This window comes from Gallibacter sp. Marseille-QA0791, from assembly GCF_965119705.1.
Classification (GTDB): Bacteria; Bacillota; Clostridia; order Peptostreptococcales; family Anaerovoracaceae; genus Lentihominibacter; species Lentihominibacter excrementipullorum.
Genome location: NZ_CBCPMH010000001.1, coordinates 1,577,317 through 1,601,075, shown reverse-complemented (window position 1 = coordinate 1,601,075; position 23,759 = coordinate 1,577,317). Strand labels below are relative to the sequence as shown.

Genomic DNA, 23,759 nt, shown 5'->3' with positions numbered 1-23,759 from the left:
TGTTTACAACTCACAACTTATACTCTATTATATAAGCAGGGGATAAGTTACAAATTTAACAAGTGAGGTTTTTATGAGAATTTTTGATACTAAAGTACAGGAAATAAAGTATATGGTCCTTATGGAGCTTGCATGGCAGACGTGGAGGGAAAACGATGCTTTCATGGTATTCAACGAGATAGCCGATGAGATCGTGAAAAAGGATGCTCCTCCGATGAGCTGCTGCATTTACAAGGACAGAGCTATCGTCGCAGAGAGGATAAGGATAGCTCTCGGAGGAAACAAGAACGACCCTAACATAATACAGGTCATAGACATAGCCTGCGATGAATGTCCGGAGGCAGGACACGTAGTGACGGATCTTTGCCGCGGATGTGTGGCTCACAGATGTTCAGACGCATGCAAGCTGGGGGCGATCACCTTTGACGATGAGCAGATGGCACACATAGACAAAGCGAAATGCGTGGAATGCGGGAAGTGCGCGGAAGTATGTCCTTACAGCGCCATTACCAACTTCAAGAGGCCATGTGAAAGGGCGTGCAAAGTAGACGCTATACATATGGCTAAAGATGGTGTCGCTACGATAGACAGTGAAAAGTGCATATCGTGTGGTGCCTGTGTATATCAATGTCCGTTTGGCGCAACGCTGGATGTTTCCAGCATAACCGACGTCATCAAGACTATAATGGCCAGCGAAAACAATGAGAAATTCAAGGTTTACGCAGTGGTGGCCCCAGCCATCGCCAGCCAGTTCACTTACGCGAAGACGGGACAGATAATAACCGCCATAAAGGAAGTGGGATTTTACGGTGTGGAGGAGGCGGCGCTGGGCGCTGACATCGTCGCTTACAACGAAGCGGAAGAGCTACAGGAACGGGAACTGATGACATCATCCTGTTGCCCTGCCTTCGTACAGTATATCAAGACCAATTTCCCGGACATGGCTCAGTACATTTCAGAAAATCTGTCACCTATGGCGGAAGCGGGAAAATTATTGAAAAAATACGATCCTGACTGCAAGGTAGTCTTCATCGGACCGTGTACTGCCAAGAAGGCAGAGATACGGGATCCGAAGGTAGGTCAGTACATCGATTATGTCCTTACCTTCGAGGAATTGCAGGCGCTCATCGACAGTAAGGATATAGAAGTGGAGAATCTGCCTGAGACTGATCTCAGCACTGCGTCACCGTTCGGAAGGAACTTCGCCAGATCCGGCGGCGTGGCTGATGCAGTGACGGAAGCGGTAAAAGAGAGAAGTGGAGATGCAGTCAAAGTGGATCCTATCGTCTGCGATGGTATCGATCAGTGCAAGTCGGCACTGATGAGAGCGTCCCGCGGTGTGCTGCCTAACAACTTTATTGAGGGTATGGTCTGCGATGGAGGCTGTATAGGAGGCGCCGCATGTCTAACTCACGTTGATAAAGCCAACAGAAAGAAAATAGAGGCGTATGGTATCAGTGCTAAGATAAAGGAGATACAGACAGCTGTAGAGCAGGCAAACAACAGATAGGCAGAATGACGACCGGCTTTTGCGGCGATTTTTCGAGCGGGAAGCATTGCACCGCAAAAGAGGTGAGTCATTTCGCAAAAAAGAAAAGCTTGCAATATTTCCATTCGTATGCTAACATTAATCGTTAGGATTTTACCTGAGGCTTAGTCGGGCGAAACTCCGACGACGGCTCGGCCGCAGGCGTATCATCATAAGGAGGAATGAAATGATAACTACTGAAAAGAAAGCGGAAATCATCAAAGAGTACCAGAGAAAGGAAGGAGACACTGGTTCTCCTGAGGTTCAGATTGCTGTATTGACTTACAGGATAAACGATTTGAACGAGCATCTTAAGGTTCATAAGAAGGACCACCATTCGAGGAGAGGGCTCCTTAAGATGGTAGGTCAGAGAAGAAACCTTCTCAATTACCTGAAGGAGAAAGACCTGGAAAGGTACAGAGATCTTATTACTCGTTTAGGTTTGAGAAAGTAAATTAAACTTAAAAATTTAGGCGGGGCAGGAAATTCCCCGCCTATTTTTGTATAGCGTAGGGGATACCGCTGATGTGGTATACTTACATAATTTCAAATCAGAAGGAAGAAATAAACAGGAGGTAGTTGTTTATTATGAGGTTTACTGATTACAGAACATTCAAGACGGCTATAGGCGGAAAACTGCTGCAGCTGGAGATCGGGAAGGTATGTGAAATGGCCAATGGACAGGTCATGGTCAGATATGGAGATACTGTCGTCAACGTTACGGCAGTGGCCTCCAAGGAGCCTAGGCCTGATATCGATTTTTTCCCGCTGTCATGTGATTTTGAAGAGAAAATGTATGCCGCCGGGAAGATTCCGGGAGGCTTTATCAAGAGGGAAGGACGTCCCAGCGAAAAAGCTATCCTTAATTCAAGGCTGATGGACAGGCCGCTGAGACCTCTGTTTCCTAAGGGGTTTTTCAACGACGTGCAGGTAGTAGCCACAGTCATGAGCGTGGATCTGGATGCGCCGACAGAGATAGCTGCTATGATAGGATCTTCGGTAGCGCTGGCTATATCGGATATTCCATGGGATGGTCCTACAGGATCGGTCCTCATTGGTATGGTGGACGGTCAGTTTATCGTAAATCCGTCTCTCGCTCAGAGGGAGGAAAGCTCCATGCACCTGGTAGTGTCGGGAACGAAGGACGCTATCATGATGGTTGAAGCCGGAGCCAACGAAGTGCCGGAGGAGACTATCCTGGACGCCATCATGTTTGCTCACGAGGAGATAAAGAAAATCGTCGAATTCATCGAGGAGATAGTGAAAGAAGTCGGCAAGCCTAAGATGAAGCTGGATCTTTACAAGGTCCCTGAAGACATAGAGGCTGCTGTCAGAGAATATGCTGAAGACAAGATGAGGACCGCCATCCAGACTTACGATAAGATGGAAAGACTGGACAACATGGATGCGGTGGAAGCTGAGACCAAGGAGCATTTTGAGGAGATATATCCGGAAAACGGCAAGGACATAGACAATGTGCTCTATGCTATAACCAAGGAACAGGTGAGAAGCCTGATCCTGGACGATGAGATAAGACCTGACAACAGAAAGAGGACGGAAATCAGACCGATATGGTGTGAAACGGGAATACTCCCAAGGACCCACGGCTCCGGACTTTTCAAGAGAGGACAGACACAGGTCCTTTCCATAGCTACCCTGGGACCTCTCAGCGAAGCTCAGACCATAGACGGGATAACGGAACAGACGGAAAAGAGATACATGCATCACTATAACTTCCCGCCTTATTCAGTAGGCGAGGCCAGGCCGATGAGGAGCCCTGGAAGAAGAGAGATAGGGCATGGCGCGCTGGCTGAAAGAGCGTTGATACCGGTGCTGCCTGACGAAGAGGAATTCCCATATGCTATCAGAGTGGTTTCGGAAGTCCTCTCATCCAACGGATCCACATCGCAGGCATCGGTATGTGGAAGCTGTCTGGCGCTGATGGATGCGGGAGTTCCTATCAAAGCCCCTGTTGCCGGCATTGCCATGGGACTTATCGAGCGAGTGGAAGAGGATGGAAGCAGCAAAATGGCTATTCTTTCCGATATACAGGGAATGGAAGACTTTTTGGGCGATATGGACTTCAAGGTTGCGGGAACGGCCAAGGGCGTTACGGCCATCCAGATGGATATCAAGGTCCACGGCCTTTCCAAAGAAGTGCTGCAGCAGGCTCTTCAGCAGGCATACGAAGGCAGGATGCATATAATGAAAGAGATGCTGGATGAGATTTCCGAGCCTAGAGCAGAGCTGTCGCCGTATGCGCCTAGGATAATTTCCATGCAGATAGATCCTGACCAGATCAGAACGGTCATCGGTCCGGGAGGCAAGACCATCAACAAGATTATCGCCGACACCGGGGTGAAGATAGATATCGATGACACGGGACTGGTATACATCGCGGCGCCCGACATGAAATCGGCGGAAGCCGGAATGGCCGAGATCGAGCTGCTCATCAAGGAACCGGAACCTGGTGAGATATATGAAGGCAAAGTTACCAGGGTGATGCCGTTCGGCGCGTTTATCGAGATCCTTCCGGGCAAGGAAGGATTGCTCCACATTTCCAAGATGGCAAAGCATCGCGTGGAAAAAGTCGAAGATGTGATGAACGTTGGAGATACGGTAAAGGTAAAGGTTACCGAGATCGACAGTCAGAACAGGATAAATCTTTCCAGGAAAGAATTGCTGTAAGATGTGATAAGGGAAAATACGAACTCCGTGTAGATGGGGAACCATCCGCGCGGAGTTTTTTTGCGTATGGCGCTGAGCCGATGGAACTGTATGGGAAATGGGCCTTGCTTCCACTCTGGATTGAATGAAAATGACTGAAAGTGAAATATTTTGAAAGAAAATGATTGACTTTGACTGAAAATGTGCTATCATTTAATCGTAAAGGAGAGCGGACATGTTACAGGAAGAGAGATTCAACAGAATATTAGCGGAGCTGGACTCCAATGGAGCAGTAAAGAGCGTAAAGCTGGCGGAACTGCTCGATGTCAGCGAATCTACTGTTCGACGTGACATAAATGAACTGGATGCTAAAGGGCGTCTGAAAAAGGTGTTCGGCGGCGCGGTGCGGATAGGAAACGATGTAAGCACCTTTGAAGAGGATGTGGCGGCCAAATCGCTTTATCACAGGATGGAGAAGGACGAGATCGCCAGATATGCGGCAGGACTCATCGAGGATGGCGACATGGTATATATAGATGCCGGGACAACCACGGAAAGGATGATAGATTACATCGAAAACCACAGCGCGACATACATGACCAACGGTATCGTTCATGCGCGTAAACTGGCGCTCCGCGGGTTCGAAGTAGGGATCGTCAGCGGCAGCGTGAAAGCCAAAACGCTTTCCATAATAGGGACAAGAGCGGTACAGTCCATGGCCAGCTATAATTTCACAAAGTGCTTCATGGGTACCAATGGTATAGATCTCAAAAAAGGATTTACTACACCGGATCTGGATGAGGCCATGGTGAAAGAAGAAGCGGTGAAGCTGTCAAAGAACGTATATGTGCTGGCCGATTCGTCAAAATTCGAAAAAATATTTTCAGTGACATTCGCTAAATTGAAAGGAAGCTGTATTATTACCGACAAATTGCACAATGATTTATATAGAGAGTATGCTGCGATAAAGGAGGTGGACTGAAATGATATACACGGTGACGGTGAGTCCGGCCATCGACTATGTAGTCCATCTCGATTCCTTTGAAACTGGAGCCACCAACAGAACGACTGCTGAAGAATACTATTTCGGCGGGAAGGGGATAAATGTATCAAGGGTGCTCAAAGAACTGGGATTGCCCAGCGTGGCGTTGGGATTCGTAGGTGGCTTTACAGGGCAGGCTCTGGAGAAAGGGTTGAAGGATGCCGGTATCGAGACTGATTTCGTCCACGTCAGAGAAGGGGTGACGAGGATAAATGTCAAGATAAAAGCGGAAAAAGAGACAGAAATAAACGGGCAGGGAGCCATCCCTGACGACGGGGAATTGTGCCAGCTGACGAAAAAGCTGGAGAAAATGGAGAATGGCGATATTCTGATAATATCGGGGAACATTCCGGCAGCTATGCCTCAGGACACTTATGATAGGCTGATGGATGCGGCAGGGGGCAAAGACATCAGGCTGATAGTAGATACCAATGGGGAACTGCTGGTGCGAGCTCTCAGATACAGGCCATTCCTGGTGAAGCCAAATCTGGAGGAGTTGAAAGGGATATTCGGAATGGAGATAACAGCGTATGAAGGCGCGTCCAGACTGAGGGAGAAAGGCGCGCGTAACGTAATAGTTTCTATGGGCGGCGACGGCGCAGTGCTGGCAGCTGAAGATGGAAACTGTTATGAAGCGGGAGTATGCAGTGGAGATGTGATAAACACCGTGGGATCGGGAGATTCTATGGTGGCGGGTTTCCTTGCGGGGTATATGGAGACGGGAGATTATCAGTATGCCCTGGATATGGGAAGTGCAGCAGGCTCAGCCACGGCGATCTCGCCGGGATTGGCCGAAAGGGGTCTGATAGAGGCTTGCCTGGGAAAGTTGAGAAGAGCTGACAGGTGATGACAGTGACCTAACAACGACCTGAAAGGAGTGTTAAAATGCGTATAACCAATTTGCTCAGCAAAAAAGCCATAATGCTCAATGCGGACATTACAGACAAAAATGAAGCGATCGAGGCACTTATCGAGATGCACGATAAGGCGGGCAATATTTCCAACAAGGAGAAGTACAGAGAGGATATCCTGGCCAGGGAAGCCGAAAGCACCACGGCTGTGGGTGAGGGAATAGCGATCCCGCACGCCAAAAGCGGGGCGGTGATCAAGCCGGGCCTCGCTGCCATGACGGTAAAGGACGGCATCGATTACGGGGCGCCGGACGGCAAGCCGTCTAATCTGTTATTTATGATAGCGGCACCTCAAAACGGAGATCTTCATCTGGAAGTATTGTCCAGACTCATGACTTTATTGATGGATCTTGAGCTGCGGAAAAAATTGCTGGCAGCCGGGACGAAAGATGAATTCCTGACTATAATAGATGAAGCGGAAGACGCGAAATTCGGCGGCGAAAAGAAAGATGCCGGTGATGATGCTGACGGAATGGATGAGGCTGACCGAAAGGACGGCGATGAGACTGCTTCACAGCAGCGTCAGTACAAGGTGGTTGCTGTCACAGCATGTCCTACAGGAATCGCTCATACTTATATGGCGGCTGAGGCGCTGGAGCAGCAGGCGGCCAAGATGGGCGTAAAGATGAAAGTCGAGACCAACGGTTCAGGAGGCGCGCAGAACGTACTGACATCGGAGGAGATAAAGGAAGCTGATGGAGTTATAATCGCCGCTGACAAGAACGTGGAAATGATGAGGTTCGATGGCAAACCGGTCCTGAAGACCCCTGTGTCAAGAGGGATAAATGAGCCGGAAGAGCTGATAAAGGCAGTCATAGATGGGAAAGCTCCTGTGTATAAGTATGAAGGCGGAAAGACGACAGACGTGGAAACCGCTAAGGAGTCGACGGGAAGACAGATATACAAGCATCTGATGAATGGTGTTTCATACATGTTGCCATTCGTTATCGGCGGCGGAATAATGATGGCACTGGCATTCCTGATAGATACTATAGCCGGAGCGCCGAGGGACGCCTCCTTTGGTACTTATACAGCGGCGGCGGCTTTCTTCAAGACTGTAGGCGGATATGCTTTCAGCTTCATGCTTCCGGTGCTGGCAGGGTATATCGCCAGGAGCATAGCCGACAGGCCGGGACTGGCAGTCGGATTCGTAGGGGGATATATAGCGACCATCGGATGTACATTCAGCCAGATCGCAGGCGACAGCACGGCGGTATCGGGTTTTCTGGGGGCATTGATCGCTGGATTTGCGGGAGGATATATCGTGCTCCTGTTGAGGAAGATCTTTTCTTTCCTGCCGAAATCTATCGAGAGCATGCTGCCGGTACTGATATTGCCGTTGCTGGGGATCATACTTATAGGCCTCTTCATGTGCGCCATAAATCCGGCAGTGGGTGCCCTAAACCAGTGGATAACCGATGTCCTCAACTCCATGGGAGAGGCCAGCAAGATAATATTGGGATGTATCGTCGCCGGAATGATGGCCATAGACATGGGAGGGCCATTCAACAAAGCGGCCTATGTGTTTGGTACCGCAGCTATCACGACAGGTGGGTTTGACATCATGGCAGCTGTCATGATAGGAGGAATGGTACCGCCTATCGCTATAGCACTCTGCGCCACATTCTTCAAGAGGAAGTGGACTGCTACGGAACTGAAGTCGGCTCCTGTCAATTATGTAATGGGACTCTGCTTCATTACTGAAGGCGCCATACCGTATGCGGCTTCTGATCCCCTTAGAGTTATACCGTCCTGTATAGTAGGTTCGGCTATCGCTGGCGGTATATCAATGGCCTTCGGCTGTACTCTGAGAGCTCCCCACGGCGGTATCTTCGTATTCCCTGTAGTAGGAAATGTGATGGGATATGTGATAGCCCTGGTAGCGGGGGCAGTAGCAGGCATGATAATGCTGGCGCTCCTGAAGAAGAATGTAGCGGAAAAGGCGGCAGAATAATCGAATCAAATGGGACAATGGTGAACGGAGGATGAGAAGATGGTATCTAAGAAGATGAAAGTAGTAAATTCCCAGGGGTTTCATATGAGGCCGGTGACAGATCTGGTGAAAGCCATGGGCAAATATGATTCAGATGTAAAGATAATAGCCAAGGGAAATGAGATAAACGGAAAGAGCCTGATGGCCATCGTGGCGGCCTGTATAAAGTGCGGCGATGAGATCGAGATACAGTGTGAAGGCTCCGACGAGGAAGCGGCTCTCAATGAAGCTGCCGATATGATAGGATCGGGATTTGGTGAAGATTAGAGTAGATCGGAGGAAATCTGCGGAGGTGTAACATGCTTAAGGGTATTGCCGTATCGGAAGGGATGGCCTGTGGAACGGCTGTGGTGATAAAGTCCGAAAGCGGCGGACGAGAAAAAACATATAGACAGGCCGAAAGCAGTGAAAAAGAACGCTCCAGATTTCGGGAAGCCTATGACAGATTTATCAAGGATGCTGAAAAAGCGGCGGAAGGCTTGAAGTCCAAAGGCTTGAAGCAGGAAGCCGGGATCCTGCTGAGTCATGTGGAGATGGTGAAAGATCCTTCCGTAGCTTCCGGGATAGAGGAAAATATATCCAATGGATGCTGCGCCGAGGAGGCTGTGGACAAGACTCTGGGATTTTTTGCCGATATGTTTGAAGCTACGGGAGATGAACTGACGATGCAGAGGGCATCGGACGTACGGGATATCAACAACGAGTTGATCAAGAAGCTGACGGGCAATGAAGGACCGGATATCTCCTCGCTGCCTGAAGGGTCTGTGCTGGTGACTGATGAGCTGACCCCATCTATGACAGTCGATATGAAGACCGGGTCAGTGGTCGGGATAGTGGCGGAGACAGGCGGGTACACATCTCATTCGGCGATCCTGGCCAGAGCCTTGGGCGTTCCGGCAGTGTTGAGTGTAGCCGGAGCTACGAAGCTGATAGCAGAAGGACAGGATGTAGCCGTTGATGGGATATCAGGAGATGTCATAGTCTCACCCGACAATGATGAAAAGAAATGCTGTGAGGAAAAGGCTGAAGCGTTCCGTCGCCAAAAGGCGCTGACGGAGGAATTCCGCGGGAAAATGACAGTCACGGCTTCGGGAGAGAAAAAGGAAGTCGTTGCCAATATAGGAAACGCCGGAGATGTTTCGGCAGCAAAGGACGGAGACGCAGAAGGGATCGGGCTCTTCAGGACGGAGTTCCTGTATATGGACAGGGATTCGGCTCCCGACGAGGAAGAGCAGCTGGCCTCCTACAGAAAGGTGGCTGAAGCGTTCGCTCCGGCTCCGGTGATAATCAGGACTCTCGATGTGGGAGGCGATAAGGATGTACAGTATCTTGATATGGGCAAAGAGGACAACCCGTTCATGGGCTTCAGGGCGATCAGATATTGTCTTGAAAATCAGCAGCTTTTCAGAACCCAGCTGAGAGCGTTGCTGCGGGCAAACACTGCCGGGAATATAAGGATAATGCTGCCGATGGTGACAGAGCTGCAGGAGATAAGGGATGTCAGGAAACTCATAGATGAATCCGTGGAAGAACTGAAGGCTGAAGGCAAGGAGTTTGGACAAAATATCAGTCTGGGCATAATGGTGGAAACGCCTGCCGCGGCGGCAACTGCTGATATCCTGGCAGAAGAGGCTGATTTTTTCAGCATTGGTACCAATGATCTGACGGGATATATGATGTCGGCAGACAGAGGGAACGGTAAGGTGGCGTATCTGTACAGCGTTTACCAGCCGGCAGTCCTGAGGATGATAAGAAATGTATGTGAGGCTGCTCATAAAGCGGGCATTCCTGTAGGGATGTGCGGAGAAGCGGCGGCAGATCCGGCCCTCATACCGTGTCTTCTGGGATTCGGACTGGATGAGTTCAGCGTTGGAAGCCGACAAGTGCTGGCGACCAGAAGGACAATATCGTTATGGAGCAGGCAGGAAGCGGAGGATACAGTCCGCAAGGTCATGACATTACATACTGTTGAGGAAACAGAAGCTTACCTGAACAGTATCAAGAAATAATATATGCAGAATAAGGAGGGTATTAAAATGAGTATCAAAGTTGCAATCAATGGATTTGGCAGGATAGGAAGGCTGGCCTTCAGAAAGATCTTTGATGATGAAGAGTTTGAAGTAGTGGCGATAAACGATCTGACGAAGCCTGAGATGCTGGCCTATCTTCTGAAATATGACAGTGTTCAGGGAGCATACAGAGGACATACGGTAGAGCATGGCGAGGACAGCATTACTGTAGACGGAAAGCTCATTCCTGTATTTTCATCTGCTGATCCTGCTCAGCTCCCATGGGGCAAGCTGGACGTGGATATCGTTCTGGAATGTACAGGGTTCTTTGCGTCTAAGGCCAAGTCTCAGGCGCATATAGACGCGGGAGCGAAGAAGGTACTGATTTCCGCGCCGGCCGGCAACGATTTGCCTACTATCGTTTATGGCGTGAACCACAACATCCTTACAAAGGATGATAACATCGTTTCAGGCGCCAGCTGTACTACTAACTGTCTGGCTCCAATGGCCAAGGCACTCAACGATTACAGAGAGCTGAGAACAGGATTCATGACTACGATACATGCATACACGGGAGATCAGATGATTCTGGACGGACCTCATAGAAAAGGAGATTTCAGAAGAGCCAGAGCTGGCGCGATCAATATCGTTCCAAACAGCACAGGAGCAGCGAAGGCCATAGGTCTGGTAATACCGGAGCTGGCCGGAAAGCTGATAGGATCAGCGCAGAGAGTTCCTGTTCCGTCAGGATCCATTACCATCCTGGACGCTACTCTCAAAGATATGACAGACAGCGTATCGGTCGAGGGTATCAATGAGGCAATGAAGGCTGAGGCCAACGATTCCTTCGGGTACAGCGAAGAAGAGCTGGTCTCCAGTGACATCATAGGGATGTCCTACGGCTCGCTTTTCGACGCTACTCAGACGCTGGCCGAGAAGTGCGGTACCCATATATACGAGGTAAGAGTCGTAGCCTGGTACGATAACGAGATGAGCTATACATCACAGTTGATAAAGACTCTCAGGCATATGGGGACGCTTCTCCAGTAACCATTGATAAGACTGATAGAAAAAGGCGAATCAGGGGGAATGAAAAAAGGAAGGCATGCCGGGATATACCGATATGCCTTCCTTCTCGGTCTATACTGAAATGGAAAAGGGCCCGCGCATCGATATCGATGCGGCAGTCCCTTTTCCATTTTGTATCTACGACGTATCAAAGGCTGGTGACGTATTCATTTATCGGCCTTACCATATAGCTGCTGTAAGGCATCCTGTCGGTACTGATATACCCCGGTTCCGCATCTATGAGTTGTGGTATCCTGTTGAGTATGTCCGCGCAAGTCAGTTCAACGGTAGCCGGTTTGTTTACGATGACCGTGGTCTCCGGCTCTCCGTAGAAGGTCCACTGGTTTTTGTCGAATTCATCAGGTGAATACACCTTGCCGATGCATTCAGTTTCCAGTGTTATACCTTCAGCGGTTTCCGTCGTGACGATAGCCGACATGCCTGTGGCATCTCCGGCCTTTATGGTCATGCCCAGAGTTTCGGAGCGAAGATCCCTTTCATAGGTGTGAGGAACGCATTTCTGAGTCTGAGAAGTTATGGTCAGACCCAGTCGGCTGCAAAGCCACCCGTTTTGGTTCCACATATATGATGGGATGTATTCTCCCTTTTCAACCAACGCTCCTATTTCATCGGAGGACAGGTTATTGTATTTTCCTATTTCGTTTTCGAACTCTTCCATGGTGAGACCGGCGCCGTGGCCCTGTGCCAAGGCTATGCCGTAATCTTCCACATTGTAGCTGCTGCTTCCTTTTATCTTTGTGATATGAGCCATGGATGCGGCCAGATTAGTTATCATCGTGCCCCAGTAGAGATCCGGATACCCGCTGCCGCACAGAGTACAGCCATTGGCTTTAGCCAGCGCATCCAGCTCCTTAGTTATGTCTGGTGAAGAGTTCCATGGATACAGTGCCTCCTCACACGTGGTGATAGCGTTGACTCCGTTTTTGGCGCAGACGGAAAAGGCTTCTTTGAGTTCTTCCATGGTGCTCCTGGTGGCGATTATGCATACGTCAGGCTTGGTATCCTTGAGTATGGCGTCAGCTTTCTCTGCCGGAGATATAGCAATGCCCACAGGGGCGCTTTCCATGATAACGCCTACGTCTTTGCCGATGACCGCTGGATTCATGTCAAAGGCTGCTACCAGTTCTCCGCCTTTTTCCAGCACGTAGCGCATCAGGTATTTACTCATTTTCCCGCAACCGTATTGGGCGATCTTTACTTTACGTTTCATTATTATCCCTCCTCTTTTATGGAGTATTGACCAAGGGATTTATCTTATACATAAAGCATAGACCTTACAGCAGGTATAAAGTCAAGAATTTTTTGAAAATTATTTTTTCGTATTTACAGGGATCTCCAGTTTGTAGAACATATTGCGGGGTCCATCCTGGAATACCGGGAATTCTACAAGGACCTCGCAGAGATAGTCGCCGCAGATGCTGAGGCCGTGCTCTTCGATATAGTTGAGCATCTTATGGGCGTTGTCCGTTTCCGCGTAAAAATCGTCGGAGCATATGCAGCAATACATGGAAGCCGGGAGCGTTTCCGGTTTCATATGTTTTTCGTCAGGGGAGACAAAGAGAAATACTTCATTGGCGAAGAAATTGCCGCTGATGAGGGCTTCCCGTCGCATAATGGTGCCTACATTGCAGAAATAGCCCATGTTAAGATCCTCGTCAGAGAGGTGTATCTTCAGCTCTCTCAGCATATACTCATAGCCTACGTGATCCTGATGGAAGTAATCCTTGTCGGTGGTATAGCTGTATATATAACGTTTCGGGATATATTCCATGAAGACTTGTTCGTCCTTAGGCAAGGTTTCGTACTTTCTGTAGTTTTCCAGGACCTTGGTCATGGCACGTTTGCGATGGAGCAGCGTTTCCACCTGATGGTCGATAGCCCCCAGCTGCTGGTTTATGAAGGCTTTGATGGTCTCGGGATCGCCGCTGTCCAGCGTCTGGCGTATCTGCTTCAGCGTCATGCCGTAATCCTTCATGTACTGTATCATATCCAGACGTGCGGATTGAGTAATATGGTAGTAGCGATATCCTGTATCAGGGTCTATTATCATGGGAGTGAGAAGTCCCTCTCTGTCATAAAGGCGCAAAGCCTGTGTTGAGATACGATTCAGTCCGGCCATCTGGCCGATAGTCAGCTTGTTGAGATCCATGACGGTCCTCCTGTCGTCACATGATGTGCTCCCTTGCCCCGTTCTTTGATTATACGATAAAGAGTGGGATGTAGCAACTGCCGGATCGGCAAAAGGTGAGGTCAGCCGGCCTTACATGAGTGAACGTTTCCCGGGACGTGCTTTTGGAAGTGAATTTTTTAGAGATGATGTTGACAAAGGATCTTGTTCCATTCACAGGGAAAAGCTCTGAGGAATAGGATAAAGCAGCGGAGTCGTGATGGGGGCTTTAGGCTGCCGGGAAAAGGCGGCGCAGAGCAGGGAGCGATATGGCGGGAGGAAAGGCATGGATGACATGAAGGGATGCAGACCGCGCTGCGGTCAAATTTGCGGATGCTGTTGCAGTCATAACGGTGAAGTCATAGTAGTGACCGGGCCGACCGGAGCTACAGGCCCAACGGGGCCTGTGGGCCCGCCGGGGGAAGAAGGCCCTGCAGGCGCCAGCGGCATGCCAGGAGTGACCGGACCGACCGGTGCTACCGGAGCTACCGGGTCGAGGGGTGCTGTCGGTATACAAGGACCAACCGGAGCGACGGGTCCGACCGGTGCGACGGGGAATACAGGGCCAACGGGACCTGCGGGAGCAGAGGGACAGCAGGGGCAGCCAGGTGCGAGAGGCGAGCGAGGAGAAACAGGTGCAACGGGCCCGACGGGCCCGACCGGCGCCACAGGGATGAGAGGACCGGCCGGGAATACAGGTGCGACAGGAAGGGATGGGCTGGCAGGCCCGACGGGGCCCACGGGGGTTACAGGAGCAACGGGAGCTACCGGACCGACCGGCGCTACAGGAGCTGCGGGAACGCAAGGCGCGAGAGGGCTTACAGGTCCGACGGGGCCTGCAGGAGAAGATGCTCATGATATATTTGCTTCGTTCATAGGATATGAAGAGGTCTTTTCCAGCGGAGATATGATAGTCTTATATCCTTCCGTTACTGATATTACAGGGAATATATCGGAAAACGGGTATACGCAGATAACTCTGACAGCAGGATATTACCTGGTGTCATACAGCGTATCCGGCGTGCTGAGAAACGCTGGATATGTACAGGTAACACCATATTATAATGGTGCTACTCATCTGGAAACGGGTGTTTATTTTGCGACGAGCGCCAATGGTTCATCAGCTGCAGGCTCGGCACATTTCATACTGGAAGCGGCCGACGATACCACATTTTCACTGACGTACAGTGGACCTACACAGGTGATAAACGGAGCGGCTACTATCACATTCCTGAAGCTCAACAGGCCAGTGTGATGAGAGAGCAGCCGGAAGTTGAGAAGGAAAGCGGCGATCCATATCAGGTGTATGAATATAGTATTAGGAGGGATTCTTTTGTATAGAGTTGTAGTTATCGGTGGAGGATGGTCAGGGTGCGCGGCGGCCCTGTCAGCGAGAAAAGCGGGGGCTGACGTAGTATTGCTGGAAAAAACAGACTTGCTGCTGGGACTGGGAAATGTTGGCGGTATCATGAGGAACAACGGCAGATTCACTGCTGCGGAGGAGAATGTCGCCATGGGAGCACATGAACTGTTTGAGATAACTGACAGATGCTCCCGTCATGTCAACATAGATTTTCCGGGCCATCAGCATGCCAGTCTGTACGATGTGACTAAAGTGGAACCATGTGTGAGGCGATTATTGAGAGAAAAAGGTGTGGATATCCGTCTCATGGCCAGAGCGGTGGATGTGGTGGTCAGAAAAAGAGATATGTCTGACGGAAAGATAGCAAAAGAGAGTATCATCGAGAAAATAGTCTTAGCCGGGGGAGAGGAAGTCGAAGGTGATGTTTTCGTGGAGACGACTGGCTCTACAGGGCCAATGGGGAATTGCCTTACATATGGAAACGGGTGCTGCATGTGTATATTGAGATGCCCCGCTTTCGGACCAAGGGTCAGCATAAGCGCCAAGGCAGGTGGCAGTGATATCATGGGAAAAAGAAAAGACGGATCCTTCGGCGCTTTCAGCGGGAGCGGGAAGCTGGAGAAACAGTCGCTGTCGGAAGAGCTGCAGCATAAGCTCAATGAAACCGGAGTAGCTGTGGTGCCGCTTCCCGAAAAGGCAATAAAAAGAGAAAAGCTGGATATGAAAGTTTGTAAACAATATGCTCTCAACGAATACGCGGAGAATATAATCCTGCTGGATACAGGATATGCCAAAATAATGACCCCTTTCTTCGATCTAGACACTCTGAGGCAGATCCCTGGTTTTGAAAACGCCAGATATGCGGATCCTTACGCGGGAGGAAAAGGCAATTCCATCAGGTATCTCTCCGTCGCTGAGCGGGATAACGGCATGAAAGCGTCAGGGATAGAGAATCTATTCTGCGGCGGAGAAAAATCCGGGCTTTTCGTAGGGCATACAGAGGCTATTTCTACGGGAAGCCTGGCGGGACACAACGCGGTGAGATATCTTAAAGGGATGAAACCACTGGAGCTGCCTGTAGGGATAGCTGTCGGAGACCTGATAACCTTTGCTAACGAGAACCTGGCGACAGAAGACGGACTGATGACACGGTATACTTTTGCCGGAGCCGAGTATTTCAACAGGATGAAAGATAAGGGATTGTATTCAGTTGACAGGGATGAGATAGCTGGGCGTGTGAAGCGGTATGGACTGGAGAATATTTATGGGGAGAGGATGATATAGCGGCGGTTGACATGGTACTGTTCGGGGGATTTCACTTGTCTCTGTCTTTTGACCGATATACGGTCAGGAGACAGAGACAAGGAACGAAAGCTTTGGCCGGCAGATCATGCTTCATTTAGAAGGAATGTGTCGATGCAATATTTGATAAGAAGATCATCCAGAAGGGCAGTGGCGGAAGACGGGGAAAGATAATTTATACGTTTCCCCTGAGCTTCCCGATATTTTTTCCGGAATTGCTTAGGTGAACATTTATACCATTTTCGAAATGCGGCGTAATAGTATTTCACATCGGAAAAACCACACTCCTCAGATATTTCCAGAAGAGTTTTATCTGTTTTCAAAAGCAGATGCTCAGAAGCGTTAGCGCGGAAATAACTTATGATATTACGGAAACCTATGGAGTATTTGCAAAGGTATTCCGACATATAATTCTCTGTAAAGTTAAGTTTCTCTGCCAAGTGCGACAAAGAAATTTTTTCATTTAGATGAGTAAAAATATAGTTTGTTATAAGTTGCATCCTGTAGATGTCGTTTTCATTTATTTCATTTGTATAACCTGCGTGGAATGCTGTGAAGGAAAAATGTCTTACGAAAAAGTCGATGATTTTTTTTGTGGCTAAATCTATCACTTCTTCTCGAGGCCCTTTTGTATAGTTGCTATTACCATTCAAGATGAGTTTTAATAGGGAGAGCAGCATTCCTTTTAACTGGCGGTGCTTTCCGAATGGATACTGTTCAAATGTTTCGGGGACTCCTTCGCATATAAATAATACATTTGGTATAAAAGGATAGATATCTGAATATCGTATGAGGTCAAAATATAAACTGTACCCCATGTCAAGGACAAATAATTAGGGGTTGACCCTGTAAACTGGACATGCCCAAATAGATTTGCCCATGATACTGGACATCTCTAATTGTTAGACTGAAATATATAGAAGGTTAGACTGATATGCTGACCTTCTATTTCTTTAACGGATAAATCCCCGTCGTGATATATGAGTAATATTCATTGGGCGAAAGTTTTGCCAGATCCCATTGATAACGCTCATTGTTGTAATAGTCGATCCAATCATCTATGATGTCCTTTACTTCGCAGAAGTCAGTGCAGTTGCTGACATCAATCTCATCTTTCATATGTCCGAAGAAACTCTCCTGAGGAGCATTATCCCAGCAATTGGCTCTTCTGGACATAGACTGCCTGAGATTGCTGTCTTTTACAATTTCGATGAATTTGTAACTTGTATAATGGACTCCCCGGTCGGAATGGATAATTGTTTCTTCATCCAAAGAAATCCTATGGTTCCTGATTAGCTGTTCAACCGTGAGAAGTACAAAATCCAGCTTTAAATTATCGCTGATGGCGTATGACAGCACCTGCTTGGTAAAAGCATCAATTATGGTCGATAAATATGCAAATGTGCCATTGTAAGGAATATATGTAATATCAGTCAGAAGGATGCTTCGTGGTCCGTGTTCCTCAAACTCACGGTTTACAAGGTTGTCGGCAACATTATTGGTTTTTAATGCTGCGGCCATTCTCCGGTACGGGTTTGCCTGCCGTATGGGACAGATCAAGTTGTATTTATGCATCAACCGACTGATTTTTTGACATTCATGAGAATCGGCGGATCCATGTGCAGAAGCCGCATGTGGATCCCTCGAACTCCTTTATCATATCCCCGGTGAGAGAAGGCTTCCAAGATCAATTCAAAGTCATGGCGGTCTTTCCGCTCCTGTTCATCCCGCTTATCTTTGCTGTTGACCCAGTTGTAATATCCGGATCTGGAAACACGGGCAATCGAGCAGAGTTCAGTGATCGTAAGAACATTATCTTCCCGGCTGACAAGCTCATGTATGAGCTGGAATTTAGATGAGCTTGTATCCATAATCAATCCTCTGAATCCTTTTTTATCTCCAGCTGCGAAAGTTTTTTTAAAAAACTCAACTTCCTGACGAAGATATGTAAGTTCGGCAGACATGTTTTTAATGGCTTCGCTGGCATACATATGTGTATAATCAGTATTGGCAGGCGGACGTGTAATTCGCTGCGGAGATGAGGAGGCGACCCTTTGCTCCGGTGTCAGGCGGTTCTTTCTGAGGTTGTAAATGAAACCTCCAACACGTTTTTCGCCAAGGACGTCGTAATCATAGCCTAAAGTCCTGACGATGTCACGCAGGGGCATATCCTGCAGATACAGACGCCAGAATGCATCTTTGAACTCTTCTGTGAACTTTATGGTCGTATTGCTGACATGATAGGTGTATGGGTTTAACCTGAGTTCATCAATCTGTTCCTTTGTAAACAAAGATTTCATTTCATCACCTCCGTGAAGATACATAGATTATATCGTATTTTACTGCTTGGAGGTGGATTAAAACTCATTTTCCTTCAAGCTGTATCCCAAATTCTGTGTCCAGTTTTATGGGTACAGTTTAATAGAAGGAAACACATAAATTTTCACGACCATCATATAGATAGTAGGCGTCTTTATCGACTGATATGAAATCCCCTTCGTTAAGTGTAAATTCTTCATAGGCATATGAGAAGCGGATGCTCCCTTTGAGGCAGAATATGATTTCTAAAATGCCTGTATCGTGTATTATTGTCGGTGTTTCTTCTACTGAGTATATACTTATACTCAGGGGTGTATCTCCTATCTGAGTCATTTTCATTAGAGTTCCTCCTGATATCTTTTAACAAATAATATCACAAATTGAATTGTGAGTGTTTCGGGAGCTTTATTTTTTTGCGACTAAAACGGGTTAGTAAAAATGTTAAAGCAAACGCGCACAGACCGAAACCTGAAATGATATATAAAGATGTGGAATGTGAATTGAACGCCTCACTCAAAGAAGTGAAAAACTTAGGACCGACAAAAGCTGCAACGGAAAAGACTAAAAACATTATACCGTAATTAACACTATTGTTTTTTTCTCCAAATAGATCTGCTGTCAATGCTGGATAAATCCCCATGCAACCACCATAGCAGCATGCCAATGATATCATACATATGATGAATATTTTGTAATTGTCTGAAGTGCATGCCAGAGCAAAGGCTGCAATGCTTAAAATCAATGCCATGGATATAAGAGATCGGAGCCGGCCGATTTTATCGGATGCGAAACCCCATATGAGGCGGCCGACTGAGTTGGCTATACCGACGATACTGATGGTAAGTATGGAAAGGTTATCGGTTTCATGGAGGCCTCCAGCTATGACAGCTAGTTGTTTAGATTGGGAAACTATAAAAAGCCCGGCGGAGGCAAAGAGCATAAACACAGTGGCTGTGAGCCAGAATCGTACATCTTTGAGCATTTCCGACCATGTCCTGTCATTTCCTGTCTTTTCGTTCGCGATATCTTTTACTGATCTGTCTGGGATGAAGTCTTTCGGGAGCCATCCTCTAGGACAGCTGCTGATAAAAAAAGCGCTGAGCACGGTGATCGCTGCGATGAGTGCTCCCATTATCTTAAAAGTATGAAGCACACCACAATTATCTATCATGTCACTAATGATAGGTGGAAAGATTATTGAACCCAATCCAAAGGAGCATGTTGTCATACCACTGATGAGACCTTTTTTATCAGGGAAAAAGTTTATCGTGTTATTTATGGTGATGCCGTATACAGCACCGCTGCCAAATCCAGTAATGATGCCGAAACCGAGCCATATAGCATAAACGTTGTTGGCAGTACCGCTCAAAAACATCCCTGCGAGAATCAAAACAGCGCTCCCTATCATGATCTTTGAAGGCTCCAATTTTCTCTGGAGCAGCCCTCCTGCAATCATCGTAAAGGGAAAAACTGCGGCATTGATCGAAAAAGCGACTGCCAATACAGAGGCAGTGATATTAGAAGATCCGAATATCGTCGTTGCTTCGTTGACTAGTCCGGCTTGATAGACACTCCAGCAGTATCCAGTACCTGCGAACACGTTACATATACATGCAGCGATAAGTATTATCCAGCGCTTTTTTTCTGTTTCCAAAGATTTTATCATAGATATGCTCCTTACTATAAACTATATTAAAACGATAAAACCGACTCATGCATTTAAAAGAGCCGGAAACAGAAATATGATGATTTTAAGGTTTTACTTGGATTTGAGGATTATGTCCTTTGAAAATGAATGGAAAACAACAGATATCATATCGATAATGTCTGTTTATGATTTATCTTATATAAGAATTTACTTGCAGTCAAGTATTTTTATGAGAGCCTAGCGAGACAATGAATATTACCTATTGACGTTTTTGGGTTATAAAAACATGAAAAGACGGGAAACGTCATTGAATCAAAAGAAAATAATGAGTATTCTGAAAATATAACAGGAATATGATAATTATCAAAGAAAGAGAATGGGAAAGGTAAACAACATAAGTGTCAGCGGAGAGGATATACAGATGCCTGCTGAATGCAAAGTTATTTTGAAGTGGGAGGTGCAGTATGAATAAGGAAAAAGAACAATCGAAAGGTGAATTTAAAAAAGTATTAGGCTTAGGGTCACTGATATGTTTCGGTTTGGCGTATATGGCGCCTACAGTAGTTTTTAACTATTATGGCTCTATATCAGTAGAATCTCACGGGATGTATCCGATGGTATTTCTTTGTACAGTCATAGCGATATTTTTCACGGCTTTCAGCTATGCAAGTATGACTTCGGTATTTCAAAAGTCAGGATCCGCTTATGTGTATGTACAGCAGTCCCTCAATCCCCATTTTGGATTTTTGACCGGATGGGTAATGATGTTGGATTATGTGTTACTGCCAATGATATGTTTTTTACTTGTAGGGATATATATGAATACGTATTTTCCGATGGTACCTGTAGCTGTATGGGTCGTGTTGCTGGTAGTGATGTGTTTCTTGATAAATGCAAAAGGAGTCAGTGGGACAGCAAAAGCGGATACTGCAATAGTTGTGGCGCAGATGATAATGATGGCGGTGTTTATTGTTGCCGGGCTCATAACTATAGCTCAAGGTGGAATAGATGGAACTTCCAATGGATTTATAGATGGGACCGCGTTTTACAACCCAGAATATTTTGAGTTGAGGTTAGTACTATATCCGGCGGCAATGTTATGTGTATCATTCCTTGGCTTTGACGCGGTGTCGACATTATCTGAAGAAGCTAAAAACCCGAAAAAAGATATTCCGAAAGCAATCGTACTGGTATGTCTGGGAACAGGGTTGATATTCACTTTCATCGCCTATATAGCTCAAGTGATGTGGCCTGTAGGATGGCAGAATATGAGTGAGCCTGATGCTGGCATATTCGATTTGCTTTCCAGAATAACAGTTATACCGCATCTTGATATCGCTTTCCTGGTAGTAGACAATATAGGCAGTATAGCTTGTGCATTGTCAGGCCAAGCAGCTGTTATAAGAATAATGTACAATATGGGGCGTGATAATATCATTCCTAAAAGGATATTTGGAAAGATGAATAAAAATGGAGTGCCTATATATAACCTGATGATTGTAGCAGTAATAGGATTAGTAGGGATTTTGTTCTCAGATAGTCTTCTTTCGGCAGTATCATTGATAAGTTTTGGAGCTGTTACAGGATTTATATTAGTTAATATATCAGTACCGGCTTATTTTCTCAAAAAAGAAGGCAGAAGAGGAGCGGCAGTTATATTTAGATACGGGATCATGCCGATAATAGGCGCGTTGATCTGCGCAGTCCTTTGGGTAAACATTACAATGACAGCGAAAATAGTAGGTCTTGTATGGCTGGCTATCGGAGTTATCGTACTGGCTGTAAAGACAAAAGGGTTCAGGCAGTTGCCTCCTGAGATGGATATAGAATGATACATAGAGGAGCATGAGATGAAAAAGATTTATTTGAATGGATGCATTTATACGGAAAATGAAGAGGATGATATTGTTTCGGCTATAGTAACTGATGATGAAAAGATACTGTTTGCCGGGAACAGAGATTCTGCAATAAAGCATGCCAATGAAAGTTCTGAGATTATCGATCTGGATGGAAGAGTCGTATTGCCAGGCTTTATCGATAGTCATATACACCCGGGGATGTGTTCAAAAAGCGCATGGCATGTGCGCCTTCCATGGACAGAAAATGTGGGCGAAGTGTTGGATTTCGTAGCTCGATATGCAGAGGAGCATCCGGTGTCAGAAACCCCATTCTTATATTTTGAATATTATCCTACGTCAATGTTCGATGAAAATGGGCCAAGAAAGGAGATGCTAGACGCGGTAGTATCTGATAGACCTGTACTGTGCCAGGATTTTGGCGAACATCTATGCTGGATGAACTCGAAAATGCTGGAATTGATGGAGGTGGATAAAAGCACCCCTGATCCAAGTTCTCTCGAAACTTTCGTACGTGATGAAGACGGGACTCCGACAGGGTGGGTGAGGGAATTTGCATGGTTGCATTTTGCAGATAAAATGTTCAACAAATTAGGATGGAAGCCGCCGGAAGAGTTGACTGTAAAACAGATGGAACCTTTCTTCAAATTTATTGAAGATAGTGGAATCACGGCGATATTCGATGCTTTCATAGAAAGCGATGAGCAAATAAGATCTATATATGAGATGGATCTGGCAAATGAGCTGCATGTATATTATGATGGTTCAGTAAGATTTTGGCGATATAATGATCTTCCTGAGAAAATCGCTAAATTACGTGAGTACAGTAAGCTTTATACTACGGAACATATTAAGATCAATACGATGAAACTTTTTCTTGACGGTACTAACGAAAGCGGTAATAGCGCGTCTCTCCATGAGCATATAAATGATCCGGGGAATTATGGAGAAATAATGATGGAGGAGGATGAACTTGTGCAGTGCTTTTTGCTCTGCAATAGGGAAGGCCTTGATATGCATATACATATGGTCGGGGATAGGGCTTTTCGCGTAGGCTGTAACGCTGTGGAGAGGGCACAGGAAGCAGCGGCTCAAAATGGTGAGCCTTGGGTGTGCAGGCCTGTATTCGCCCATTGTGAAATAATAGATCCTTCAGATATGAAAAGACCTGCTGATCTTGGCATATATATTAATTGGAGTTGTCATTGGTCAGGTGGATATTTCGGTGAGGAGGCGATGAACTATTATACAGAAGAGAAGTGGAGGCGGATGTATCAATTCGAGCCTTTGATAGAAAATGGAGCCACAGTGGCTTTTTCGGCAGATACAGTAACCTTTTACGAACTTCATAGGGCCTATCCGTTTTTCGGGATGCAGGTGGCGGCAACAAGGGTAGACCCGGAATTTCCTCTGGATGCGAAGAAGTATCCTGGTTCTGTCAGGCCCCCGGCGACGGCGAAAATAAATTTGAAGACATTACTTAAGGGTTATACCTTGAAAGGTGCAAAGCAGTTGAGATGGGATGATAAGATGGGCAGCTTGGAAGCAGGGAAAAAGGCAAATTTTATTGTGATAGACAAAGATCCTTGCAAAATCTCTCCTGATAAATTAAGTGAGATAAAAGTAGAAGCTGTGATATTCGACGGAAAGTTGGTGAAAGGAGAGCTGTAAAAATGCTGTAAATGAGTGTGGATTTTCGGATCATATACAGGCGCGAAAAGGATTATCTGTCTAAAAAACAGATATGTCAGTAAATTCTAAAAAGTCTTGACAAATAAATCGGTACTGCGTATAATCTAAACAGGAACAGTCGATGGAATGCGGCAGTTTTTTGGAAGAGACATAGAAAGTTGAGAACCGAAAGA

The 23,759-nt window shown here is 46.9% G+C and carries 19 protein-coding genes and 1 pseudogene; 13 read left to right on the top strand and 7 right to left on the bottom strand.

What is annotated here, in order from left to right; translation table 11 throughout:
- Positions 1 to 73: 73 nt before the first annotated feature.
- The 9 genes from ACQY69_RS07445 to gap all read left to right on the top strand — a co-directional run bounded on the left by ACQY69_RS07445 (position 74) and on the right by gap (position 11,200).
- Positions 74 to 1,510 (top strand): 4Fe-4S dicluster domain-containing protein, encoded by a 1,437-nt coding sequence (locus tag ACQY69_RS07445; protein ID WP_428259883.1) that lies wholly within the window; start codon positions 74 to 76, stop codon positions 1,508 to 1,510.
- 205 nt (positions 1,511 to 1,715) lie between these two features.
- Positions 1,716 to 1,982 (top strand): 30S ribosomal protein S15, encoded by a 267-nt coding sequence (gene rpsO / locus ACQY69_RS07440; RefSeq protein WP_428259881.1) that lies wholly within the window; start codon positions 1,716 to 1,718, stop codon positions 1,980 to 1,982.
- Between the two features lie 134 nt (positions 1,983 to 2,116).
- Positions 2,117 to 4,216, top strand: a complete 2,100-nt coding sequence (locus ACQY69_RS07435) for a polyribonucleotide nucleotidyltransferase (RefSeq protein WP_428259879.1) — start codon at positions 2,117 to 2,119, stop codon at positions 4,214 to 4,216.
- A 214-nt stretch (positions 4,217 to 4,430) separates the two neighbouring features.
- Entirely contained in the window at positions 4,431 to 5,177 is a 747-nt protein-coding gene (locus tag ACQY69_RS07430) for a DeoR/GlpR family DNA-binding transcription regulator (protein ID WP_428259877.1), read from the top strand.
- Between the two features lies 1 nt (position 5,178).
- A complete protein-coding gene (gene pfkB, locus ACQY69_RS07425) occupies positions 5,179 to 6,084 on the top strand; it encodes a 1-phosphofructokinase (protein ID WP_428259875.1) in 906 nt (301 codons plus the stop codon).
- Positions 6,085 to 6,122: 38 nt separating this feature from the next.
- Positions 6,123 to 8,102, top strand: coding sequence for a PTS fructose transporter subunit IIABC (locus ACQY69_RS07420; RefSeq protein WP_428259873.1), 1,980 nt, complete (start codon positions 6,123 to 6,125; stop codon positions 8,100 to 8,102).
- A 39-nt stretch (positions 8,103 to 8,141) separates the two neighbouring features.
- Positions 8,142 to 8,408, top strand: coding sequence for an HPr family phosphocarrier protein (locus tag ACQY69_RS07415; protein ID WP_428259871.1), 267 nt, complete (start codon positions 8,142 to 8,144; stop codon positions 8,406 to 8,408).
- A 32-nt stretch (positions 8,409 to 8,440) separates the two neighbouring features.
- A complete protein-coding gene (gene ptsP, locus ACQY69_RS07410; RefSeq protein ID WP_428259869.1) occupies positions 8,441 to 10,150 on the top strand; it encodes a phosphoenolpyruvate--protein phosphotransferase in 1,710 nt (569 codons plus the stop codon).
- A 27-nt stretch (positions 10,151 to 10,177) separates the two neighbouring features.
- Positions 10,178 to 11,200: a type I glyceraldehyde-3-phosphate dehydrogenase gene (gene gap / locus ACQY69_RS07405; RefSeq protein ID WP_428259867.1), complete on the top strand. Its 1,023-nt coding sequence runs from the start codon at positions 10,178 to 10,180 to the stop codon at positions 11,198 to 11,200.
- 166 nt (positions 11,201 to 11,366) lie between these two features.
- On the opposite strand, the gene ACQY69_RS07400 is transcribed toward gap, so the two are convergent.
- Positions 11,367 to 12,449, bottom strand: a complete 1,083-nt coding sequence (locus ACQY69_RS07400) for an NAD(P)H-dependent amine dehydrogenase family protein (RefSeq protein WP_428259865.1) — start codon at positions 12,447 to 12,449, stop codon at positions 11,367 to 11,369.
- A gap of 99 nt (positions 12,450 to 12,548) precedes the next feature.
- Positions 12,549 to 13,388 carry a MerR family transcriptional regulator gene (locus tag ACQY69_RS07395; protein ID WP_428259863.1) on the bottom strand — a complete coding sequence of 280 codons (840 nt, stop codon included), beginning with the start codon at positions 13,386 to 13,388 and terminating at the stop codon, positions 12,549 to 12,551.
- 388 nt (positions 13,389 to 13,776) lie between these two features.
- On the opposite strand from ACQY69_RS07395, the pseudogene ACQY69_RS07390 reads away from it, so the two are divergent.
- Positions 13,777 to 14,226: pseudogene (locus ACQY69_RS07390) on the top strand (hypothetical protein); the annotation flags it as partial.
- Between the two features lie 513 nt (positions 14,227 to 14,739).
- Entirely contained in the window at positions 14,740 to 16,053 is a 1,314-nt protein-coding gene (locus tag ACQY69_RS07385; RefSeq protein WP_428259861.1) for an FAD-dependent oxidoreductase, read from the top strand.
- A 104-nt stretch (positions 16,054 to 16,157) separates the two neighbouring features.
- On the opposite strand, the gene ACQY69_RS07380 is transcribed toward ACQY69_RS07385, so the two are convergent.
- The 5 genes from ACQY69_RS07380 to ACQY69_RS07360 all read right to left on the bottom strand — a co-directional run bounded on the left by ACQY69_RS07380 (position 16,158) and on the right by ACQY69_RS07360 (position 20,056).
- Positions 16,158 to 16,889: a helix-turn-helix domain-containing protein gene (locus ACQY69_RS07380; RefSeq protein WP_428259859.1), complete on the bottom strand. Its 732-nt coding sequence runs from the start codon at positions 16,887 to 16,889 to the stop codon at positions 16,158 to 16,160.
- Between the two features lie 127 nt (positions 16,890 to 17,016).
- Positions 17,017 to 17,646 (bottom strand): IS3 family transposase, encoded by a 630-nt coding sequence (locus tag ACQY69_RS07375; protein ID WP_428259857.1) that lies wholly within the window; start codon positions 17,644 to 17,646, stop codon positions 17,017 to 17,019.
- Positions 17,646 to 18,371 (bottom strand): HTH domain-containing protein, encoded by a 726-nt coding sequence (locus tag ACQY69_RS07370; RefSeq protein WP_428259855.1) that lies wholly within the window; start codon positions 18,369 to 18,371, stop codon positions 17,646 to 17,648. The genes ACQY69_RS07375 and ACQY69_RS07370 overlap by 1 nt, the downstream gene beginning before the upstream one ends.
- Positions 18,372 to 18,489: 118 nt before the next feature.
- Positions 18,490 to 18,729: a hypothetical protein gene (locus ACQY69_RS07365; protein ID WP_428259853.1), complete on the bottom strand. Its 240-nt coding sequence runs from the start codon at positions 18,727 to 18,729 to the stop codon at positions 18,490 to 18,492.
- A 34-nt stretch (positions 18,730 to 18,763) separates the two neighbouring features.
- Positions 18,764 to 20,056: an L-lactate MFS transporter gene (locus tag ACQY69_RS07360; protein ID WP_428259852.1), complete on the bottom strand. Its 1,293-nt coding sequence runs from the start codon at positions 20,054 to 20,056 to the stop codon at positions 18,764 to 18,766.
- Between the two features lie 446 nt (positions 20,057 to 20,502).
- On the opposite strand from ACQY69_RS07360, the gene ACQY69_RS07355 reads away from it, so the two are divergent.
- Positions 20,503 to 21,870, top strand: a complete 1,368-nt coding sequence (locus ACQY69_RS07355; protein ID WP_428259850.1) for an APC family permease — start codon at positions 20,503 to 20,505, stop codon at positions 21,868 to 21,870.
- Between the two features lie 18 nt (positions 21,871 to 21,888).
- Positions 21,889 to 23,565, top strand: a complete 1,677-nt coding sequence (locus ACQY69_RS07350; RefSeq protein WP_428259848.1) for an amidohydrolase — start codon at positions 21,889 to 21,891, stop codon at positions 23,563 to 23,565.
- The last annotated feature ends 194 nt before the right edge of the window (positions 23,566 to 23,759 follow it).